General features: G+C 71.5%; 16 protein-coding genes. 8 read left to right on the top strand and 8 right to left on the bottom strand.

Going from position 1 to position 16,647, the window contains the following annotated elements:
• Window positions 1–375 precede the first annotated feature (375 nt).
• Complete coding sequence (locus tag ACFV46_RS28755; RefSeq protein ID WP_385500404.1) at window positions 376–990, bottom strand: DNA-3-methyladenine glycosylase; 615 nt, start codon at window positions 988–990, stop codon at window positions 376–378.
• 199 nt (window positions 991–1,189) lie between these two features.
• Between ACFV46_RS28755 and ACFV46_RS28760 the strand changes: the two genes are divergently transcribed.
• From ACFV46_RS28760 to ACFV46_RS28770, 3 genes are all read left to right on the top strand, one after another.
• Window positions 1,190–1,972, top strand: a complete 783-nt coding sequence (locus ACFV46_RS28760) for a sporulation protein (RefSeq protein ID WP_361930948.1) — start codon at window positions 1,190–1,192, stop codon at window positions 1,970–1,972.
• Between the two features lie 43 nt (window positions 1,973–2,015).
• Window positions 2,016–2,555, top strand: a complete 540-nt coding sequence (locus ACFV46_RS28765) for a YbhB/YbcL family Raf kinase inhibitor-like protein (RefSeq protein WP_361930951.1) — start codon at window positions 2,016–2,018, stop codon at window positions 2,553–2,555.
• A gap of 144 nt (window positions 2,556–2,699) precedes the next feature.
• Window positions 2,700–3,206, top strand: coding sequence for an HNH endonuclease (locus tag ACFV46_RS28770; RefSeq protein ID WP_385500406.1), 507 nt, complete (start codon window positions 2,700–2,702; stop codon window positions 3,204–3,206).
• 84 nt (window positions 3,207–3,290) lie between these two features.
• Here the strand turns inward: ACFV46_RS28770 and ACFV46_RS28775 are convergent, their stop codons facing one another.
• The 3 genes from ACFV46_RS28775 to ACFV46_RS28785 all read right to left on the bottom strand — a co-directional run bounded on the left by ACFV46_RS28775 (window position 3,291) and on the right by ACFV46_RS28785 (window position 5,678).
• Window positions 3,291–4,247, bottom strand: a complete 957-nt coding sequence (locus tag ACFV46_RS28775; RefSeq protein ID WP_361930954.1) for an SPFH domain-containing protein — start codon at window positions 4,245–4,247, stop codon at window positions 3,291–3,293.
• Between the two features lie 141 nt (window positions 4,248–4,388).
• Window positions 4,389–4,820, bottom strand: a complete 432-nt coding sequence (locus ACFV46_RS28780) for an NfeD family protein (RefSeq protein ID WP_376727887.1) — start codon at window positions 4,818–4,820, stop codon at window positions 4,389–4,391.
• Window positions 4,821–4,880: 60 nt separating this feature from the next.
• Window positions 4,881–5,678, bottom strand: coding sequence for an ABC transporter ATP-binding protein (locus ACFV46_RS28785; protein WP_361930959.1), 798 nt, complete (start codon window positions 5,676–5,678; stop codon window positions 4,881–4,883).
• Between the two features lie 137 nt (window positions 5,679–5,815).
• Between ACFV46_RS28785 and ACFV46_RS28790 the strand changes: the two genes are divergently transcribed.
• On the top strand, window positions 5,816–6,598 hold the full coding sequence (locus ACFV46_RS28790) for a hypothetical protein (RefSeq protein WP_361930962.1): 783 nt from the start codon (window positions 5,816–5,818) through the stop codon (window positions 6,596–6,598).
• 137 nt (window positions 6,599–6,735) lie between these two features.
• On the opposite strand, the gene chpE is transcribed toward ACFV46_RS28790, so the two are convergent.
• The 3 genes from chpE to ACFV46_RS28805 all read right to left on the bottom strand — a co-directional run bounded on the left by chpE (window position 6,736) and on the right by ACFV46_RS28805 (window position 8,927).
• Window positions 6,736–6,978, bottom strand: a complete 243-nt coding sequence (chpE, locus tag ACFV46_RS28795) for a chaplin ChpE (protein WP_062671371.1) — start codon at window positions 6,976–6,978, stop codon at window positions 6,736–6,738.
• Window positions 6,979–7,147: 169 nt separating this feature from the next.
• Complete coding sequence (locus ACFV46_RS28800) at window positions 7,148–7,789, bottom strand: response regulator transcription factor (protein WP_361930965.1); 642 nt, start codon at window positions 7,787–7,789, stop codon at window positions 7,148–7,150.
• Complete coding sequence (locus tag ACFV46_RS28805) at window positions 7,782–8,927, bottom strand: GAF domain-containing sensor histidine kinase (RefSeq protein WP_385500409.1); 1,146 nt, start codon at window positions 8,925–8,927, stop codon at window positions 7,782–7,784. The genes ACFV46_RS28800 and ACFV46_RS28805 overlap by 8 nt, the downstream gene beginning before the upstream one ends.
• A gap of 217 nt (window positions 8,928–9,144) precedes the next feature.
• On the opposite strand from ACFV46_RS28805, the gene ACFV46_RS28810 reads away from it, so the two are divergent.
• The 3 genes from ACFV46_RS28810 (at window position 9,145) to ACFV46_RS28820 (ending at window position 12,017) form a co-directional block, all read left to right on the top strand.
• Window positions 9,145–9,843, top strand: coding sequence for an SDR family NAD(P)-dependent oxidoreductase (locus tag ACFV46_RS28810; RefSeq protein ID WP_385500410.1), 699 nt, complete (start codon window positions 9,145–9,147; stop codon window positions 9,841–9,843).
• Entirely contained in the window at window positions 9,840–10,949 is a 1,110-nt protein-coding gene (locus ACFV46_RS28815; RefSeq protein WP_385500412.1) for an S-adenosylmethionine:tRNA ribosyltransferase-isomerase, read from the top strand. Before ACFV46_RS28810 ends, ACFV46_RS28815 begins: the two co-directional genes overlap by 4 nt.
• Before the next feature lie 297 nt (window positions 10,950–11,246).
• Window positions 11,247–12,017 carry a transglycosylase SLT domain-containing protein gene (locus ACFV46_RS28820; protein WP_361930973.1) on the top strand — a complete coding sequence of 257 codons (771 nt, stop codon included), beginning with the start codon at window positions 11,247–11,249 and terminating at the stop codon, window positions 12,015–12,017.
• A gap of 103 nt (window positions 12,018–12,120) precedes the next feature.
• On the opposite strand, the gene ACFV46_RS28825 is transcribed toward ACFV46_RS28820, so the two are convergent.
• Window positions 12,121–14,643, bottom strand: a complete 2,523-nt coding sequence (locus ACFV46_RS28825; RefSeq protein ID WP_361930975.1) for an FHA domain-containing protein — start codon at window positions 14,641–14,643, stop codon at window positions 12,121–12,123.
• A 241-nt stretch (window positions 14,644–14,884) separates the two neighbouring features.
• On the opposite strand from ACFV46_RS28825, the gene ACFV46_RS28830 reads away from it, so the two are divergent.
• Window positions 14,885–16,642 (top strand): streptophobe family protein, encoded by a 1,758-nt coding sequence (locus ACFV46_RS28830; protein ID WP_385500415.1) that lies wholly within the window; start codon window positions 14,885–14,887, stop codon window positions 16,640–16,642.
• The last annotated feature ends 5 nt before the right edge of the window (window positions 16,643–16,647 follow it).

The following is a 16,647-nucleotide window of genomic DNA, read 5'->3' on the forward strand; positions in this document are numbered from 1 at the left end:
ACTTTTGGCACGCTGTTGAGTTCTCAAGGAACGGACGCTTCCTTTGTACTCACCCTCTCGGGCTTTCCTCCGGGCGCTTCCCTTCGGTCTTGCGTCTCCGACTCTATCAGATCCTTTTCGATCCGATTCCCTGTCGGCGGGATTGCCGAGGGCCTCTGGCTTTCGCCTGTCGGCCTTTCGACATTCACTACGTTAGCCGATTCCCCCGCCCGATTCATAATCGAGCTCCCCGGAATCGAATTCGGGCATACGGGGACGCCAGAATCGACCCCGTTCAAGGGGTTGTACTAGGTAGTGGGTTGGCCGCTACGGCTGCTGACTTCGCAGTACCCGCTTCAGCGGCTTGGGCTACGTTACGCGACCCGCCATGGCGCGTCAACTCGGTTCGGTGGACGGCTTGGCCCTGGGGCTCAGCCGGTACGCCGAGACCGTCGGGTCGCCGGCCACGTAGAAGCGGTGCTGCCAGTCGTGGGCCTTGCTCACCCCGACCCGGGGGCCGACTCGGACGAGGTCGCCGGGCACCGGTTCTCCCCGGGACAGCGTGACCGAGGTGCCGGTCAGGAGGTTCGCGCCGTCGTGCGCCGCCGTGATGCCGAGCGCCTGGCAGAAGTTGCCGGGGCCCCGGGCGAGACGGGCGTCCTCCACCTTCGGCCCTCGGCGTTCGCGGGCCAGGTCCTCGCCCTCGATGACGCGGCCGGCGCGGATGAGGACGGCCGAGGCGATGCCGTCGGTGCCCGTGACGATGTTCGCGCACCAGTGGAGACCGTGGGACCGGTAGACGTACAGGTGTCCCGCCGGTCCGAACATGACGGCGTTGCGGGCTGTCATGCCCCGGTAGGCGTGCGAGGCGGGGTCCGCCGCGCCGGAGTACGCCTCCGTCTCCGTGATGGCGATGCTGACGGTGCCCTCGGCGGTCCTGTGGGTGAGGACCGCGCCGAGCAGCCTGGGGGCGACCTCCTCGGCGGGGTGGGCCAGGTCTTCGACGTTCATACCGGCCGCCGGTCGGTGCGGGGCCGGGACGGGGGCGTACGGTCGGGGGTCACGATCATGCCGTCCGAGCGTAGTGGAGACGGCGTGGTCGCCACGGGGTGGTCTGGGAGCGCACGCCTTGTCAGGGTGGATCGCGGAACCGGCCACGGCCGGATCGCGTTTGTACGGATCAGGGATCCACTCTGAGTTGAGGAGAGTCATGGCGTTCAAGAAGCTGCTCGCGAGCCTGGGGGCCGGCGGTGCTTCGGTCGAGACGGTGCTGACCGAGGTCAACGTCGTCCCGGGCGGTGTCGTCCAGGGCGAGGTGCGGATTCAGGGCGGGTCCGTGAACCAGGACATCGAGGGTCTGGCCGTCGGCCTGCAGGCGCGGGTCGAGGTCGAGTCGCAGGACTCGGAGTACAAGCAGGACATCGAGTTCACGAAGGTGCGGCTGGGAGGGGCGTTCGAGCTGCAGGCCGGTGCGGTGCACGCGGTGCCGTTCGGGCTGGAGATCCCGTGGGAGACGCCGATCACCATGATCGACGGGCAGGCCCTGCGCGGCATGAACATCGGTGTGTCGACGGAGCTGGCGATCGCGCGTGCCGTGGACTCCGGCGACCTGGACCCGATCAACGTGCACCCGCTGCCCGCGCAGAAGGCGATCCTCGACGCGTTCATCCAGCTCGGGTTCCGCTTCAAGAACGCGGACATGGAGCGCGGTCACATCCGCGGTACGCGGCAGAAGCTGCCCTTCTACCAGGAGATCGAGTTCTTCCCGCCGCAGCAGTACCGCGGTCTGAACCAGGTCGAGCTGAGCTTCGTCGCGGACGCGAACGCGATGGACGTCGTGCTGGAGATGGACAAGAGGCCGGGCCTCTTCAGCGAGGGCAGCGACACCTTCCGTTCCTTCCAGGTGGGTCTGGACGACTTCCACACGACCGACTGGGCGGCGTACCTCAACCAGTGGCTGTCCGAGGTCGGCAGCAAGCGCAACTGGTTCTAGGCTCGGAACTGCTGATTCCACTGTTTCGTCAGGAGGTATCGAAGTGTCCGAGCTCAAGCGGCGGCCGCTCCCCCACGACTTCCATCCGCCCGTGCCGTCCTTCACGGTCACGAGTGAGGACGTCCAGGACGGCGGGACCCTGAAGGACGCCCAGGTCCACGCGGCGGGCGACACGTCGCCGCAGCTGCGCTGGGAGGGCTTCCCGGAGGGCACCAAGAGCTTCGCCGTGACGTGCTACGACCCGGACGCCCCCACGGGGAGCGGGTTCTGGCACTGGGTGCTCTTCGACATCCCGGCTTCGGTGACCGAGCTGCCGGCGGGTGCGGGCGGCGGCTCGTTCGAGGGGCTGCCGGAGGGCGCCGTGCACGTGCGGAACGACTACGGGTCGAAGGACTTCGGAGGGGCGGCGCCGCCGCCCGGGGACGGGCCGCACCGGTACGTGTTCACGGTGTACGCCGTGGACCAGGAGAAGCTCGGTCCGGACTCGGACGCCAGCCCGGCCGCCGTCGGGTTCAATCTGCGGTTCCACACGCTCGCGCGGGCGCACCTGATCGCCGAGTACGAGGTGCCCGCGGAATCCTGACGTTCATGGAACGTTTGCCCGCCCCCGGTCATGGAAGTGATCGGGGGCGGGCACTTTTTATTTCGTTGTCCATCTCGGCGTGCCCGGCCAGAGTTGATCCCAGCCCGCCAGGGGGTGGGCGGTGTGCACGGGAGGTGGGCTGCAATGCGGGAGACGCTGGTACTGAACGCGAGCTTCGAGCCGCTGTCGACGGTGACGTTGAACCGAGCCGTCGTGCTGGTGCTCCAGGACAAGGCCGTCGTCGAGCAGGCCCACCCCGAACTGCGCATGCGCGGATCCGCGGTGGACATACCGGCGCCGCGGGTGATCAGGCTGTGCCGGTACGTGAGGGTGCCGTTCCGAAGACAAGCGCCGTGGTCGAGGCGGGGTGTGCTGGTCAGGGACCGGCACCGGTGCGCGTACTGCGGCCGCAGGGCGACGACCGTGGACCACGTGGTGCCGCGGTCGCACGGCGGGCAGGACACCTGGCTGAACACGGTCGCCTCATGCGCGGAGGACAATCACCGCAAGGCCGACCGGACGCCTGAGCAGGCGGGGATGCCGTTGCTGCGGGAGCCGTTCGAGCCCACTCCCGCCGACGCGATGCTGCTGGCGCTGGGGGTCGACGAGTTCGCGGCTCTGCCGGACTGGCTGGGGATGGACGCGGCGTAGCCGGCCGTCGTTCGCCCGTGGGCGGCAGAAGGGGCCCGGCTTCCTCGAGAAGTCGGGCCCTTTCGACGTACCGCGGCAACCGCCTCAGTCGATGGACGGCTTCTCTCGGCGTTCCGTCGCCTGGCCGGGGATGCCCGTCGATCCGCCGTTGCCCGAACCGCCGCCCAGGCCGCCGAAGTTGCCCATCGCGCCCGACAGGCCCTTGAGGGCGTCGCCGATCTCGCTGGGGACGATCCAGAGCTTGTTGGCGTCGCCCTCGGCGATCTTCGGGAGCATCTGGAGGTACTGGTAGGAGAGCAGCTTCTGGTCGGGGTCGCCGGCGTGGATGGCCTCGAAGACGGTACGGACCGCCTGGGCCTCGCCCTCCGCGCGCAGGGCGGCCGCCTTGGCCTCGCCCTCGGCGCGCAGGATCTGGGACTGCTTCTCACCTTCGGCGGTGAGGATGGCGGCCTGGCGCGTACCTTCGGCGGTGAGGATCGCGGCGCGCTTGTCACGGTCGGCGCGCATCTGCTTCTCCATCGAGTCCTGGATGGAGGTGGGCGGTTCGATGGCCTTCAGCTCGACACGGTTGACGCGGATGCCCCACTTGCCGGTGGCCTCGTCGAGGACGCCGCGCAGGGCCGCGTTGATCTCCTCACGGGAGGTCAGGGTCCGCTCCAGGTCCATGCCGCCGATGATGTTGCGGAGCGTGGTGACGGTGAGCTGCTCGATCGCCTGGATGTAGCTGGCGACCTCGTAGGTGGCGGCCCGGGCGTCGGTCACCTGGTAGTAGATGACGGTGTCGATGTTCACGACCAGGTTGTCCTGGGTGATCACCGGCTGCGGCGGGAACGGCACGACCTGTTCGCGCAGGTCGATGCGGTTGCGGATGGTGTCGATGAACGGGACCACGATGTTGAGGCCCGCGTTCAGTGTCCGCGTGTAACGGCCGAAGCGCTCGACGATGGCCGCGCTCGCCTGCGGGATGACCTGGATCGTCTTGATCAGGGCGATGAAGACCAACACCACCAGAATGACCAGGACGATGATGACCGGTTCCATCGTCGTTTCCCCGTACCCCTTCTCCACTGCGGCAACTGCGCCAACTTCGGAAGACCTTGCGGCTGTTGAAGATCTTGCTGACGAGTCTGACAGACCCTCGCGTGCCTCGTGAGGGCTTCGCGTCACTTGCGTCGTACGAGGTCACATGACGATGGCCGTGGCCCCCTCGATGTCCACGACGTCCACTTCCTGGCCCACTTCGTAGGTGCGGCCGGTCTCGAGCGCGCGGGCCGACCAGACCTCGCCGGCGAGTTTGATCCGCCCGCCGGAGGTGTCGACGCGCTCCAGTACGACCGCCTGCCTGCCCTTCAACGCGTCGATGCCGGTGGCGAGTTGGGGTCGCTGCGCACGGTGTCTGTTGGCGATGGGCCGCACGACGGCGATGAGGGCGGTGGACACGACGACGAAGGCCACGACCTGGGCGACGGCGTCACCGCCGAGGAAACCGGCCACCAGGGCGGCCGCGACGGCGCCCACCGCCAGCATGCCGAGTTCGGGCATCGCGGTGATGACGAGCCCGATGCCGAGCGCTGCCGCGCCGATCAACCACCAAACCCACGCGTCGATTTCCACATGGTCATGGTAGGCCCGGGGGCCCTGTCACGGACAGGGCGCCGGTCGTGCGGGGCGGGGTCAGGACAGGGGAAGGCCCTGGGCCGTCCAGCGGTCGCCGACCTGCTCGACGACGAGCGGGAGGCCGAAGCAGAGGGAGAGGTTGCGGGAGGTGAGTTCGAGCTCCATCGGGCCCGCGGCGAGGACCTTGCCCTGACGGATCATCAGGACGTGGGTGAAGCCCGGGGGGATCTCCTCGACGTGGTGGGTGACCATGAGCATCGACGGCGCGATCGGGTCGCGGGCGAGGCGGCCGAGGCGGCGGACGAGGTCCTCGCGGCCACCGAGGTCGAGGCCGGCGGCGGGCTCGTCGAGGAGGAGCAGCTCGGGGTCGGCCATGAGGGCGCGGGCGATGAGGGTGCGCTTGCGCTCGCCCTCGGAGAGGGTGCCGAACTTCCGGTCGACGAACTCGGTCATGCCGAGGCGGTCGAGGAAGGCGCGGGCCCGCTGCTCGTCGACCTCCTCGTAGTCCTCGTTCCAGGTGGCGGTCATACCGTACGCGGCCGTGAGGACGGTCTGGAGGACGCTCTGGCGCTTGGGGAACTTCTCGGTCATGGCGATGCCCGCGACGCCGATGCGGGGACGCAGCTCGAAGACGTCGGTGCCGGGCCTGCCGAGGGTCTCGCCGAGGATCGTGGCGGTGCCCTTGGTCGGGTAGAGGTAGCTGGAGGCGACGTTCAGGAGGGTGGTCTTGCCGGCGCCGTTCGGGCCGAGGATGACCCAGCGCTCGCCCTCCTTGACCGACCAGGAGACCTGATCCACGAGAGCCCGGCCCTCACGGACCACGGTTACGTCCTGAAGCTCCAGAACATCGCTCATGAGCGCGTTGTCTCCCCTTGCTGTGACCGGTCTCGGCGTCTCGGTGGTCGCGTGCGCCTGTAGGCGCAGCCCCTCAAGGAAATCTACGCCACCGGTCCGGCCCATCCTTCCATCGGTCCGGTCCTTAGGGTGGTGGCATGTTCTCGGAACCGCGCTCAGGACGCCTCGCCGCTTGGGGCAATGCCCTTTTCGCCGGACTTGTCTCACCCGATGACGCTGTGCTCCAGATCGTCGGGGACGACGCCGTGCACCGGGTGGAAGGGCTGCCCGGCGAGCCGGCGCCCGTCGGGCTGACGCTGGCCCTCGGGCGGCTGCGACGGCTCGGGGTCACCGGGCTGCGGGTGGCGCTGCCCGCGCCGGGGCATCCGCTGGGGCTGAGCGGACCGCCCGAGTTCAACGCGCGGGCCCTGGAGGCCGAGGAGGCGGTGGTCTGCCACGGGGCGGCCTTCGGGCTGGTGCCGGAGGTGTACGAGGCCGGGCCCGAGGGCGACGTCCATGTGGAGGTCGTCTGGCAGGTGCTGCCCGTGCGGGAGGCGCCGCCCGCCGATGTGCCGTCGCTGGGCGAGGCCGAGCGGGAGCTGGCGGAAGGTCTGCGGGACGCGACCGAGGTGCTGGCGAAGCTGGACGTGGCCGCGTCGGGGCCGGTGGCCGAGGCGGCGATCGACGCGTACCGGGCCCGGGCCGAGCGGGGGCGGGAGGTCCTGGCGCCGGGGTATCCGCCGCGGGCGGTCCGGGTGCTGGAGCTGGCGCGGCGGGTGGGTCTGCTGATCTCGCTGGCGCAGGAGAACGGGCACGGGGGCGCCGTGAGCTCGGCGGAGATGCGGGCGCGGGCCGAGGCCCTGCGGCCCGTCGAGCGGGTGGCCCGGCGGGCGCAGGTGGCGGCGTACAACGCCGCTGTGGAGCAGCGCGAGGCACGCTGAACCGAGCCGGTGTGCACGGGCGAGGGCCCTCTCACATGAACGATGTGAAGGGCCCGTCACGCGGGGCAGTGTCTGCGGATCGGCCTCCCGGGGAGGCGCCCGGGAGGCCTGAGGTCACTGCCTGGTTCGGCGAGGCGTCACTTGTTGACGGCCAGGTTGCCGAAGGCCGGGTTCAGGACGCCGATGACGTTCACGCTGTTGCCGGAGACGTTCGCCGGGATGTGGATCGGGGCCTGGATCAGGTTGCCCGAGACGATGCCCGGCGAGCCCACGGCCTTGCCGTCGGCGTGCGCGTCGGTGGCGGAGGCCATTCCGGTACCGGCGGCCAGCAGGCCACCCGCCACCATCGTCACGGCCGCTGCCTTCTTCAGGTTCTTCACTTTCAAGCCCTCCTAGCGATCGCCGCGGCAGTCGCCGCAGCACGCACTGGAGAACGCCGGAGATCCGGGAAGGATGCGGCCATCCGGGGGACATTCCCACGACGGTATGAATCTCAGCCCGGACGGGAACCTTCCGGATCGCCCTCCGTGACCCCTTGCGCAGAGCGTTTCAGCCGGTCACGCCATGGCGTACGGCCCACAGGGCGGCCTGGGTGCGGTCGGAGAGGTCCAGTTTCATGAGGATGTTGGAGACGTGCGTCTTGACGGTCTTCTCCGACAGGACGAGCGCCCGTGCTATCTCGCGGTTCGACCGGCCGTCGGCGATCAGGCCGAGCACCTCGCGCTCCCGCTCGGTCAGCGACCCCGCCCTGCCCTGTCCGCCGCCGTTCTCCTCCTGGGAGAGCAGGGCGCCGGCGACCTCCGGCTGGAGGAGGACGTGGCCGGCGTGGACCGAGCGGATGGCCCCGGCGAGCGCCTCCGGGTCGATGTCCTTGTAGACGTACCCGGCGGCGCCCGCGCGCAGGGCCGGGATCACCGTCCGCTGCTCGGTGAAGCTGGTGACGATCAGCACCCGCGCGGGATTGCCGAGCTCGCGCAGTCTGCGCAGGGCGTCGACGCCGTCCATGCCCGGCATCTTGACGTCCATGAGGACGACGTCGGGCCGCAGCTCCTCGGCGCGGTCCACTCCCTCGGCGCCGTCGGCGGCCTCCCCCACGACCTCGATGTCGTCCTGGATCTCCAGGAACGTGCGCAGCCCCCGGCGGACGACCTGGTGGTCGTCGACGAGCAGCACCCTGATTGCGTCAGCCACCGGGGACCTCCATCTCGATCGTGGTGCCCTTGTCGGGCGCCGATTCCACGGTCAGCGTGCCGCCGACCCCGCTCGCCCGGTCCCGCATGGAGACCAGGCCCAGATGGCGCCCGGCACGGCGCACCGTCCTCGGGTCGAAGCCGGCGCCGTCGTCGGTGACGCGCAGCACGGCTCCGGCGCCGCGCCGGTCGAGCGTGACGTCGACGTGCTGGGCGCCGGAGTGCCGCAGCGCGTTGTGCAGGGCCTCCTGGGCGACGCGCAGCAGGGCCTCCTCCTGGGCGGCGGGCAGGGCCCTCACCCCGCGGCCCGCGAAGGTCACGCGCGCGCTGTGGGCGCGGTCGAGGACCTGGATCTGGGTGCGCAGGGTGGCGACGAGGCCGTCCTCGTCGAGGGCCGCGGGGCGCAGCTCCACGACCGCGGCGCGCAGTTCGTCGGCGGCCTCGGCGGCGAGGGCGGCGACCTGGTGGAGTTCGCCCTTGGCGCGGGCCGGGTCGCGGTCGATCAGGGCGGTGGCGGCCTGGGCGGTCAGGCGCAGGGAGAACAGCTTCTGGCTGACGGCGTCGTGCAGCTCGTGGGCGAGGCGGGAGCGCTCCTCGGCGATGGTCAGCTCGCGGCTGCGCTCGTAGAGGCGGGCGTTGGTGAGGGCGATCGCCGCGTGCTGGGCGAGGATGGCGAGCAGCTCCTCGTCGTCGGCGGTGAAGCCGCAGCCGCCGTCCTGCTTCGGGCAGTTCTTGTTGGCGAGGAAGAGCGCGCCGATGACCTCGTCGCCGTCGCGGATCGGCAGGCCGAGGAAGTCGGACATGTCGGGGTGGGCGGAGGGCCAGCCCTCGAAGCGGGGGTCCTTGCGGACGTCCGCGAGACGCTCGACCTTGGCCTCCTGGAGCATGGCGGCGAGGATGCCGTGCTGCCGCGGCAGGGGGCCGATGGCCTTCCACTGCTCGTCGCTGACGCCGTCCACGACGAACTGGGCGAAGCCGCCGTGGTCGTCGGGGACGCCGAGCGCGGCGTACTGCGCGTCGAGCAGCTCGCGGGCCGAGGCGACGATCGTCTTCAGGACGTCGCGCACCTCGAGATGCCTGCTCATGGCCAGCAGCGCGGCACTCACCGCGGCGAGGCCGGACCGGGGGACTTGACTCATGTCCTCACGGTACCGGCGGGGTCCGACAGGCGGATCGGACCGGTGACGGCGGGGGGCTGGGGCGGCGGACCTAGGTCCTCGGTCCCCCGTGCTCGGGGCGTAGGGCGAACGGCCCCGGTGGTTGCGGCTCGCGTCCGAGGCGGCCGGGGCGGGCCGGTTCCTAGCGTGAGGGCACCGCCGGGTCCACGGCGGTCGGGGAGACGAGGGGACGGTTGTCATGCCGGTCGCGATCATCACTGGGGCTTCGAAGGGGCTGGGGCGGGCGCTCGCGGAGGGGCTGGCCGGGCGGGGCTGGGATCTGGTCCTGGACGCGCGGACGGCCGGGGCGCTGGAACGGGCGGCGGCCGCCCTGCGGCGGCACGGCACGCGCGTGACGGCGGTGCCGGGGGACGTGACGCGGGCGGAGCACCGGGCGGCGCTGGTCGGGGCGGCCCGGCGGCTGGGCGGTGTCGATCTGCTGGTGAGCAACGCGAGCGCGCTGGGCGCCGAGCCTCTGGTCCGGCTGGACGCGCTGCCGCTGGAGGGGCTGCGACGGGCGCTGGAGGTGAACGTGGTGGCCGCGCTGGGTCTCGTCCAGGAGGCGCTGCCGCTGCTGCGGGCGTCCGCGGCGGGCTCGGTGATCGCCGTCAGCTCGGACGCGGCCGTCGAGGCGTACGGGACCTGGGGCGGGTACGGGGCGTCGAAGGCCGCGCTGGACCAGCTGGCGGCGGTGCTGGGCGCGGAGGAGCCGGGGCTGCGGGTGTGGGCGGTGGACCCCGGGGACATGGCCACGGACCTGTACGCGGCGGCCGTACCGGCCGACGACGGTCCGCGTCCGCAGCCGGACGCGGTGGTGCCGGGGTTCCTGCGGTTGCTGGACGAGCGGCCGCCCGGCGGGCGGTACACGGCGTCCGGCCTGATGGGAGGCCGGCGGTGACGCTCATGGTGCGGGTGCCGCCGGAGCTGTCGGCGCGGGTGCCGGCCGAGCAGCGGGGGCCGGGGCTGGACCGGGACGCCGTACGGCTGCTGGTGTCCCGGGGCACGGAGGTGAGTCATCACGTCTTCCGTGAGCTGCCGGGGCTGCTGCGGGCCGGGGACGTGCTGGTCGTCAACACGTCCGAGACGCTGCCCGCCGCGGTGGACGGCCTGATCGGGCGCACGCGCGTGGTGGTGCACTTCTCCACGCGCGGGGACGACGGGCGCTGGGCCGTGGAGCTGCGGGATCCCGACGGGCGGGGCACCACGCGCGCGCGTACGGGCGGGCCCGCGGGGACGGAGGTGTGTCTGCCCGGCGGTCTGCGGCTGCTCCTGGAGGAGCCTCTGGACCGGGCGGGCGGGCGGCTGTGGTGGGCGCGGCCGGTGACGGATGAGGGCGGGTCTGCCGGTCCGGGGCGGGTGCTCGGGGTGATGCGGGCGCACGGGTGGCCCATCCGCTACGCCTATACGGAGCGGGACCAGCCGCTGTCCGTGTACAGGACCGTGTTCGCGCTGCCGTCGGCCGACGGGGCGGGCAGTGCGGAGATGCCGAGTGCGGCGCGTCCCTTCACGGCGGGGCTGGTGGCGGAGCTGGTGAGCCGGGGGGTGCAGTTCGCGCCGGTCGCGCTGCACACCGGGGTGGCGTCGGCGGAGGCGCACGAGCCGCCGTATCCGGAGCGGTTCCGGGTGCCGGATGCCTCGGCACGGCTGATCCGGGCGGCGCGGGCGGGGTCCGGCCGGGTCGTCGCGGTCGGGACGACGGCCGTGCGGGCCGTGGAGTCGGCGGTGGACGCGGACGGCGCCGTCCGCGCGCGGGAGGGCTGGACGGACCTCGTGGTCACCCCGGAGCGGGGGGTGCGGGTGGTGGACGGCCTGCTGACGGGGCTCCACGAGCCGGAGGCGTCGCATCTGCTGATGCTGGAGGCGGTCGCGGGACGGGCCGCGGTCGAGTCGGGTTACGCGCAGGCGCTGCACGGGCGGTACCTGTGGCACGAGTTCGGGGACGTCCATCTCGTCCTGCCCCCGGAAGAGCCTCACGCAGAGCGTTGCGTCAGCAACTGCGCGTAAGACCGAGGCGGCCGCCGTGTGAGCCCGCGCATAGGGTGCAGGTCACGTACGAAAGTCCGTAGTAGGTGGCTGTGTCCCTTTTGAGCGGCCCAGACAGTCCTGACTGTCCTATTTTGCCCCTCCTGGGTCTCCTATCGAGGATCGTACGTCACACCTTTGCCACGCGTTTTTGCGGCCGCTAAGAATTGCTCTCGTCGCTCAGCGCCGTGGGTCAGCCCGCGGCGTTTGTGCAGGAAGCACCCGTGTCCCCGCCGGACAGCGAGCGACCTCCCGCAACTCAGAGAGGTCCCCACTGCCATGCTCAAGAACGCCAAGAACCGCATCCTCAGTCGCCCGATCACCAAGCGCCACAAGATCGCCATGGCCGGAGTCACCACGCTCGGTGCCGCCGCCATCGCCGTCTCCGCCACCGTCCCCGGCAACGCCGGGACGAACACGGCCGAAGCCCCCACGGGCAAGGTGGCGTACAGCAACGAGCAGATCAAGGACGTGAAGGGCAGCGTCACCGACCAGCTCGCCTCGAAGTCGGTGAAGGCGCAGGAGATCGCCGCGAAGAAGGCCGCCGCGGACGCCGCGGCGAAGAAGAAGGCCGCCGCCGAGACCGCGGCCAAGAAGAAGGCGGCCGCCGAGGCCGCCGCCAGGAAGGCCGCCGCCGCGAAGAAGGCCGAGGCCGCCCGCAAGGCGAAGGAGGCCGCCAGCCGGTCCGCCAAGCGGGTCGAGGTCAAGCAGGTCGCCGCGAAGACCTACCCGAACAACCTCGACGGCTGGATCCGTGAGGCCCTGGACATCATGAAGAAGCACAAGATCCCGGGCACCTACCACGGTCTGCACAAGAACATCATGCGCGAGTCCTCGGGCAACCCGAACGCCATCAACGACTGGGACATCAACGCCATCAACGGCGTCCCGTCGATCGGTCTGCTGCAGATCATCAAGCCGACCTTCGACACCTACCACGTCCCGGGCACCGCCTGGAGCCAGTACGACCCGGTCGCGAACCTGACCGCCGCCGCCAACTACGCGGCGCACCGCTACGGTTCGATCGACAACGTCAACAGCGCGTACTGAGGCACTCGGCGGACCTCTCGGTCTCAGCGACACGCCGAAGCGCGGCACCCCGGTGGGGTGCCGCGCTTCGCCTCGCGGGGTCCGGACCGCGCCGTTTCGCGGACTACTTCCGCATGACCTCCGGCTCGTGGCGCCGCAGGAAGCGGGCCACGAAGATGCCGCAGATCACGCCGAGGGCGATCAGGGCCAGCATGTCCATGGTCCAGGCGCCGACGGTGTGCTCCCACAGCGGATCGCCGCTCTCGCCCTTGTCGGGCGGGCTGATCTTGTTGAAGTCGAGCGTGGCGCCGGCCGCGCCCACCGCCCAGCGCGACGGCATCAGGAACGAGATCTGGTTCGCGCCGATCGAGCCGTTCAGCGCGAAGAGACAGCCGGTGAACACCACCTGGATGATCGCGAACATGACCAGCAGCGGCATGGTCTTCTCGGCGGTCTTCACCAGGGCCGAGATGATCAGGCCGAACATCATCGAGGTGAAGCCCAGCGCCATGATCGGCACCGACAGCTCGAGCAGCGTCAGGTTCCCCAAGACCAGGCCCTCCTCGGGGATCTCCCGGCTGGAGAAGCCGATGACGCCGACCATCAGGCCCTGGAGCACGGTGATGACGCCGAGCACGAACACCTTGGACATCAGGTACGCGGAACGCGACAGGCCGGTCGCGCGCTCCCGCTCGTAGATGACCCGCTCCTTGATCAGCTCCCGCACCGAGTTCGCGGCGCCGGCGAAACAGGCGCCGACGGCGAGGATCAGCAGGACGGTCGTGGCCGTGCCGTTCGGGATGATCCGCCCGGTCTGCGGGTTCGCCGGGTTCGGCAGCAGCCCCTTGCCGGAGTCGATCAGCAGGCTCACCGCGCCGAGGACGCCCGGCAGGATCACCATGAGGGCCAGGAAGCCCTTGTCGGAGACGATCACCGACACATAGCGCCGCACCAGCGTGACGAACTGGGACATCCAGCCCTGCGGCTTCGGCGGCTTCATCGCCTGCATCGGCGGCATCTGTACGGACTGCGGGGCTATCGCGTCGATGTCCGCGGCGTACATCTGGTAGTGCTGCGAGCCCTTCCAGCGTCCCGCCCAGTCGTAGTCGCGGTAGTTCTCGAAGGCGGAGAAGACGTCGGCCCAGGTGTCGTAGCCGAAGAAGTTCAGCGCCTCCTCCGGCGGGCCGAAGTAGGCGACCGCGCCGCCCGGCGCCATCACCAGCAGCTTGTCGCACAGCGCCAGCTCGGCCACGGAGTGCGTGACGACGAGGACCGTACGGCCGTCGTCGGCGAGGCCGCGCAGCAGCTGCATCACATCGCGGTCCATGCCCGGGTCGAGGCCCGAGGTCGGCTCGTCGAGGAAGATCAGCGACGGCTTGGTCAGCAGCTCAAGGGCCACCGAGACGCGCTTGCGCTGGCCGCCGGAGAGGGAGGTGACCTTCTTCTCCTTGTGGATGTCCAGCTTCAGCTCGCGCAGCACCTCGTCGATCCGCGCCTCGCGCTCGGCCGTCGTGGTGTCGGCGGGGAAGCGCAGCTTGGCCGCGTACTTGAGGGCCTTCTTGACGGTCAGCTCCTTGTGCAGGATGTCGTCCTGCGGGACCAGACCGATGCGCTGGCGCAGTTCGGCGAACTGCTTGTAGAGGTTGCGGTTGTCGTAGAGGACGTCGCCCTGGTTGGCGGGCCGGTAGCCGGTGAGCGCCTTGAGCAGCGTCGACTTGCCGGAGCCGGACGGGCCGATGACCGCGATGAGGGACTTCTCGGGGACGCCGAAGGAGACGTCCTTGAGGATCTGCTTGCCGCCGTCGACGGTCACCGTCAGGTGGCGGGCCGAGAACGAGACCTCACCGGTGTCGACGAACTCCTCGAGGCGGTCGCCGACGATACGGAACGTGGAGTGGCCGACACCGACGATGTCGGTCGGGCCGAGCAGCTGGGAGCCGCCCTTGCCGATCGGCTGGCCGTTGACGTAGGTGCCGTTGTGGGCGCCGAGGTCACGGATCTCCATCCGGCCGTCCGGCGTCGAGTGGAACTCGGCGTGGTGGCGGGAGACCTGGAGGTCGGAGACGACGAGGTCGTTGTCCAGCGCACGGCCGATGCGCATCACACGGCCGATGGAGAACTGATGGAACGTGGTGGGGCTGCGGTCGCCGTACACCGGCGGCGCCCCCGCGCCACCGCCGGCGCCCTGCTGCTGCGGGATGTGCGCGTCCCGCTGCTGGGGCTCCTGCCAGCCGGCCTGCCCGCCCTGCTGCTGCGGCGCCGGCTGTGCGGGCGCCTGGCCCCAGCCTGGCTGCGCGCCCTGCGCGGCGTACGGCTGCTGCTGCGGCTGCGCCTGCTGCGGGGCGGCGGAGGCCGCGGCACCGGACACGGTCAGCCGCGGCCCGTCGGTCGCGTTGCCCAGGTGCACGGCCGAACCGGGGCCGATCTCCAGGTGGTGGATGCGATGGCCCTGCACGAACGTGCCGTTGGTGCTGCCGTGGTCCTCGATGACCCAACTGCGGCCGCTCCAGCTGATCGTGGCGTGCCGCCAGGAGACCCTGGCGTCGTCGAGCACGATGTCGCCCTGGGGATCGCGTCCCAGGGTGTAGGGCCTGGACGGGTCGAGCGTCCAGGTCCGTCCATTCAATTCCAGTACGAGTTCCGGCACTCCATGCCCCACTGAGTAGTCCCCCGAGTTACCCCCGTCACAGGGAGTCTAGGGATGTCGAACATCGTCGGGAACTATTCCAGGCTCCGCCCCCTGACCGAAAGTCGGACCTTGTGAGGAGCACGCGTATGCGGTTCCGCTGGTTCCGTTGACGGGGTGGAAATCAGTCCGGAGAGTGGTAATCCACGCGAGGGGGACATGCGCGGCGACCGTCCGCGCGTCGCGGATCGGGGGGTCTGCCATGAGCGCGTCCACGAACGTCGGGGCCTCGGGGCCGGGAACCGGGCCGCCGTGGGGCGACGTCCTGCTGTCCGCGGTCGTGTCCGTGAGCTGGGCGTTGATCGGGATGGCGGGGACCGCCGCCCTCGGGCTGCATCTGCTGGGCGCGGACGCGACGGCCTCGCTGGGCCCGATGTCCGCGGCGGTGGTGGCGCTGGGGGCGGGTGGTTCGGTCACCCCGTCCGGAGACGTGTCCGCCTTCGGGCTGACCGGTGCGCAGGCGGCGACGGCCATCGACATCGCGCCACTGGGCGTGGGCCTGGTCGGCGCGCTGCTGCTGGCGTGGCTGTTCCTGCGGTCCCTGCGGTCCGCGGGGGAGGTGATCGCGCCGTCCGAACTCCTCGCGCGCGTGGGCACGGTGGCCGCCCTGTTCGTGGCGATGCTGGGCGGGCTGGCCTGGGCGGGGCACGACGTCGTCACGATCGACGGCGGTGCGCTGGGCCTCGACGACGTGCCCGGGGCCGGCGGGGGCGTCGAGGTCCCGGGGCTCGGGGACGTCGGAGGGCTGCTGCCGGACCGGATCGGCGACCTCGTCGGCGCGAAGGCCGCGGTCGGCTTCACGGTGGACACGGCGCCGACCCTGCTCGGCGGTCTGGCCTGGTGCGCCGGTGTACTCCTGATCGCCCTCCTGGCGTCGCGCCGGACGCCGCTGCCGCGCGGCTGGGAGGCCGTGCACCGCGTCGTACGGCCCGCCGTGTCCGCCCTCGTCACCGTGCTGCTGATCGCGGTCGCCGCCGGGCTCGCGGCGGCCGCCTACGCGGCGATCGGGGACGACCATCCGAAGCGGATCGCGGGAGCCGCGCTGCTCGGCGCCCCGAACGGGGTGTGGCTCGGCGTGCCGCTCGGCCTGTTCGTCCCGTTCGACGGCCGGGCGACGGGCCCGCTGACCCGGCTGCTCCCCGACCCGCTGGACGACCTGCTGGCCGGCGGCGGCGACCGGTCCGTGACGCTGGGCCGGCTGGCGGAGCTGGACGGACGGGTGTGGCTGCTGGGGGTGGCGGCGGCCCTGATGATGCTGCTCGCGGGCGTGCTGACGGCGGTCCGCACCCCGGTGACGGCTCCCGGGGACGTACGGGATCCGGGGGCGGTGCGGTTCGCCGGGCGCTGCGCGCTGCGGCTGGGGACCGCCACGGCACTGGCCCTGGCCCTCCTCGTCCGGCTCACCGCGCTGTCCGCGGACGCCTCCTTGTCGGTACTGGGCTTCGACGCGTTCGGCGCGGGCGTGGAGCTGCGCGGCAGCCTGGCCATGGCACTGCTGCTGGGGGCCGCCTGGGGTGCCGGGGCCGGTGCCCTGGGAGCGCTGGCGGCACGCCTGGCGGGGACGGCGGGGGTGCGGGCGGCACCCCTCGCGCGAGCGGGTTCGGCCGGTGGGCCGGGGTACGGGAGCGGCGCGGGGCCGTACACGCCCGGTACTCCCCACCGGCCGCCGAACCCGGCGACGAACCCGTATCTGCGGGTGCCGGACGCCCTGCGCGAGCCCGAGGACGCCCGGCCGCCCCGGGCCTCCGGAAGCGGGGAGCCAGATGGGGGCGCGCGGGAGCCCGGGGAGGCGCGGCCCCCGGGTGAGCCGCCCCCTCCCCGGGGCGGGGACGTCTACGGCGCCCCCACGGTCGTACGGCCGATCGAGCCGCCCCGGCGGCGGGCGCGCGGCCCCAACGGCACCGACGACGGACCGCCGCCCCCTCCCCCGCCACCGGGGACACCGAAGGGCGGGCGGTAGGAGCC

Source organism: Streptomyces sp. NPDC059852, assembly GCF_042731455.1.
Lineage (GTDB): Bacteria > Actinomycetota > Actinomycetes > Streptomycetales > Streptomycetaceae > Streptomyces.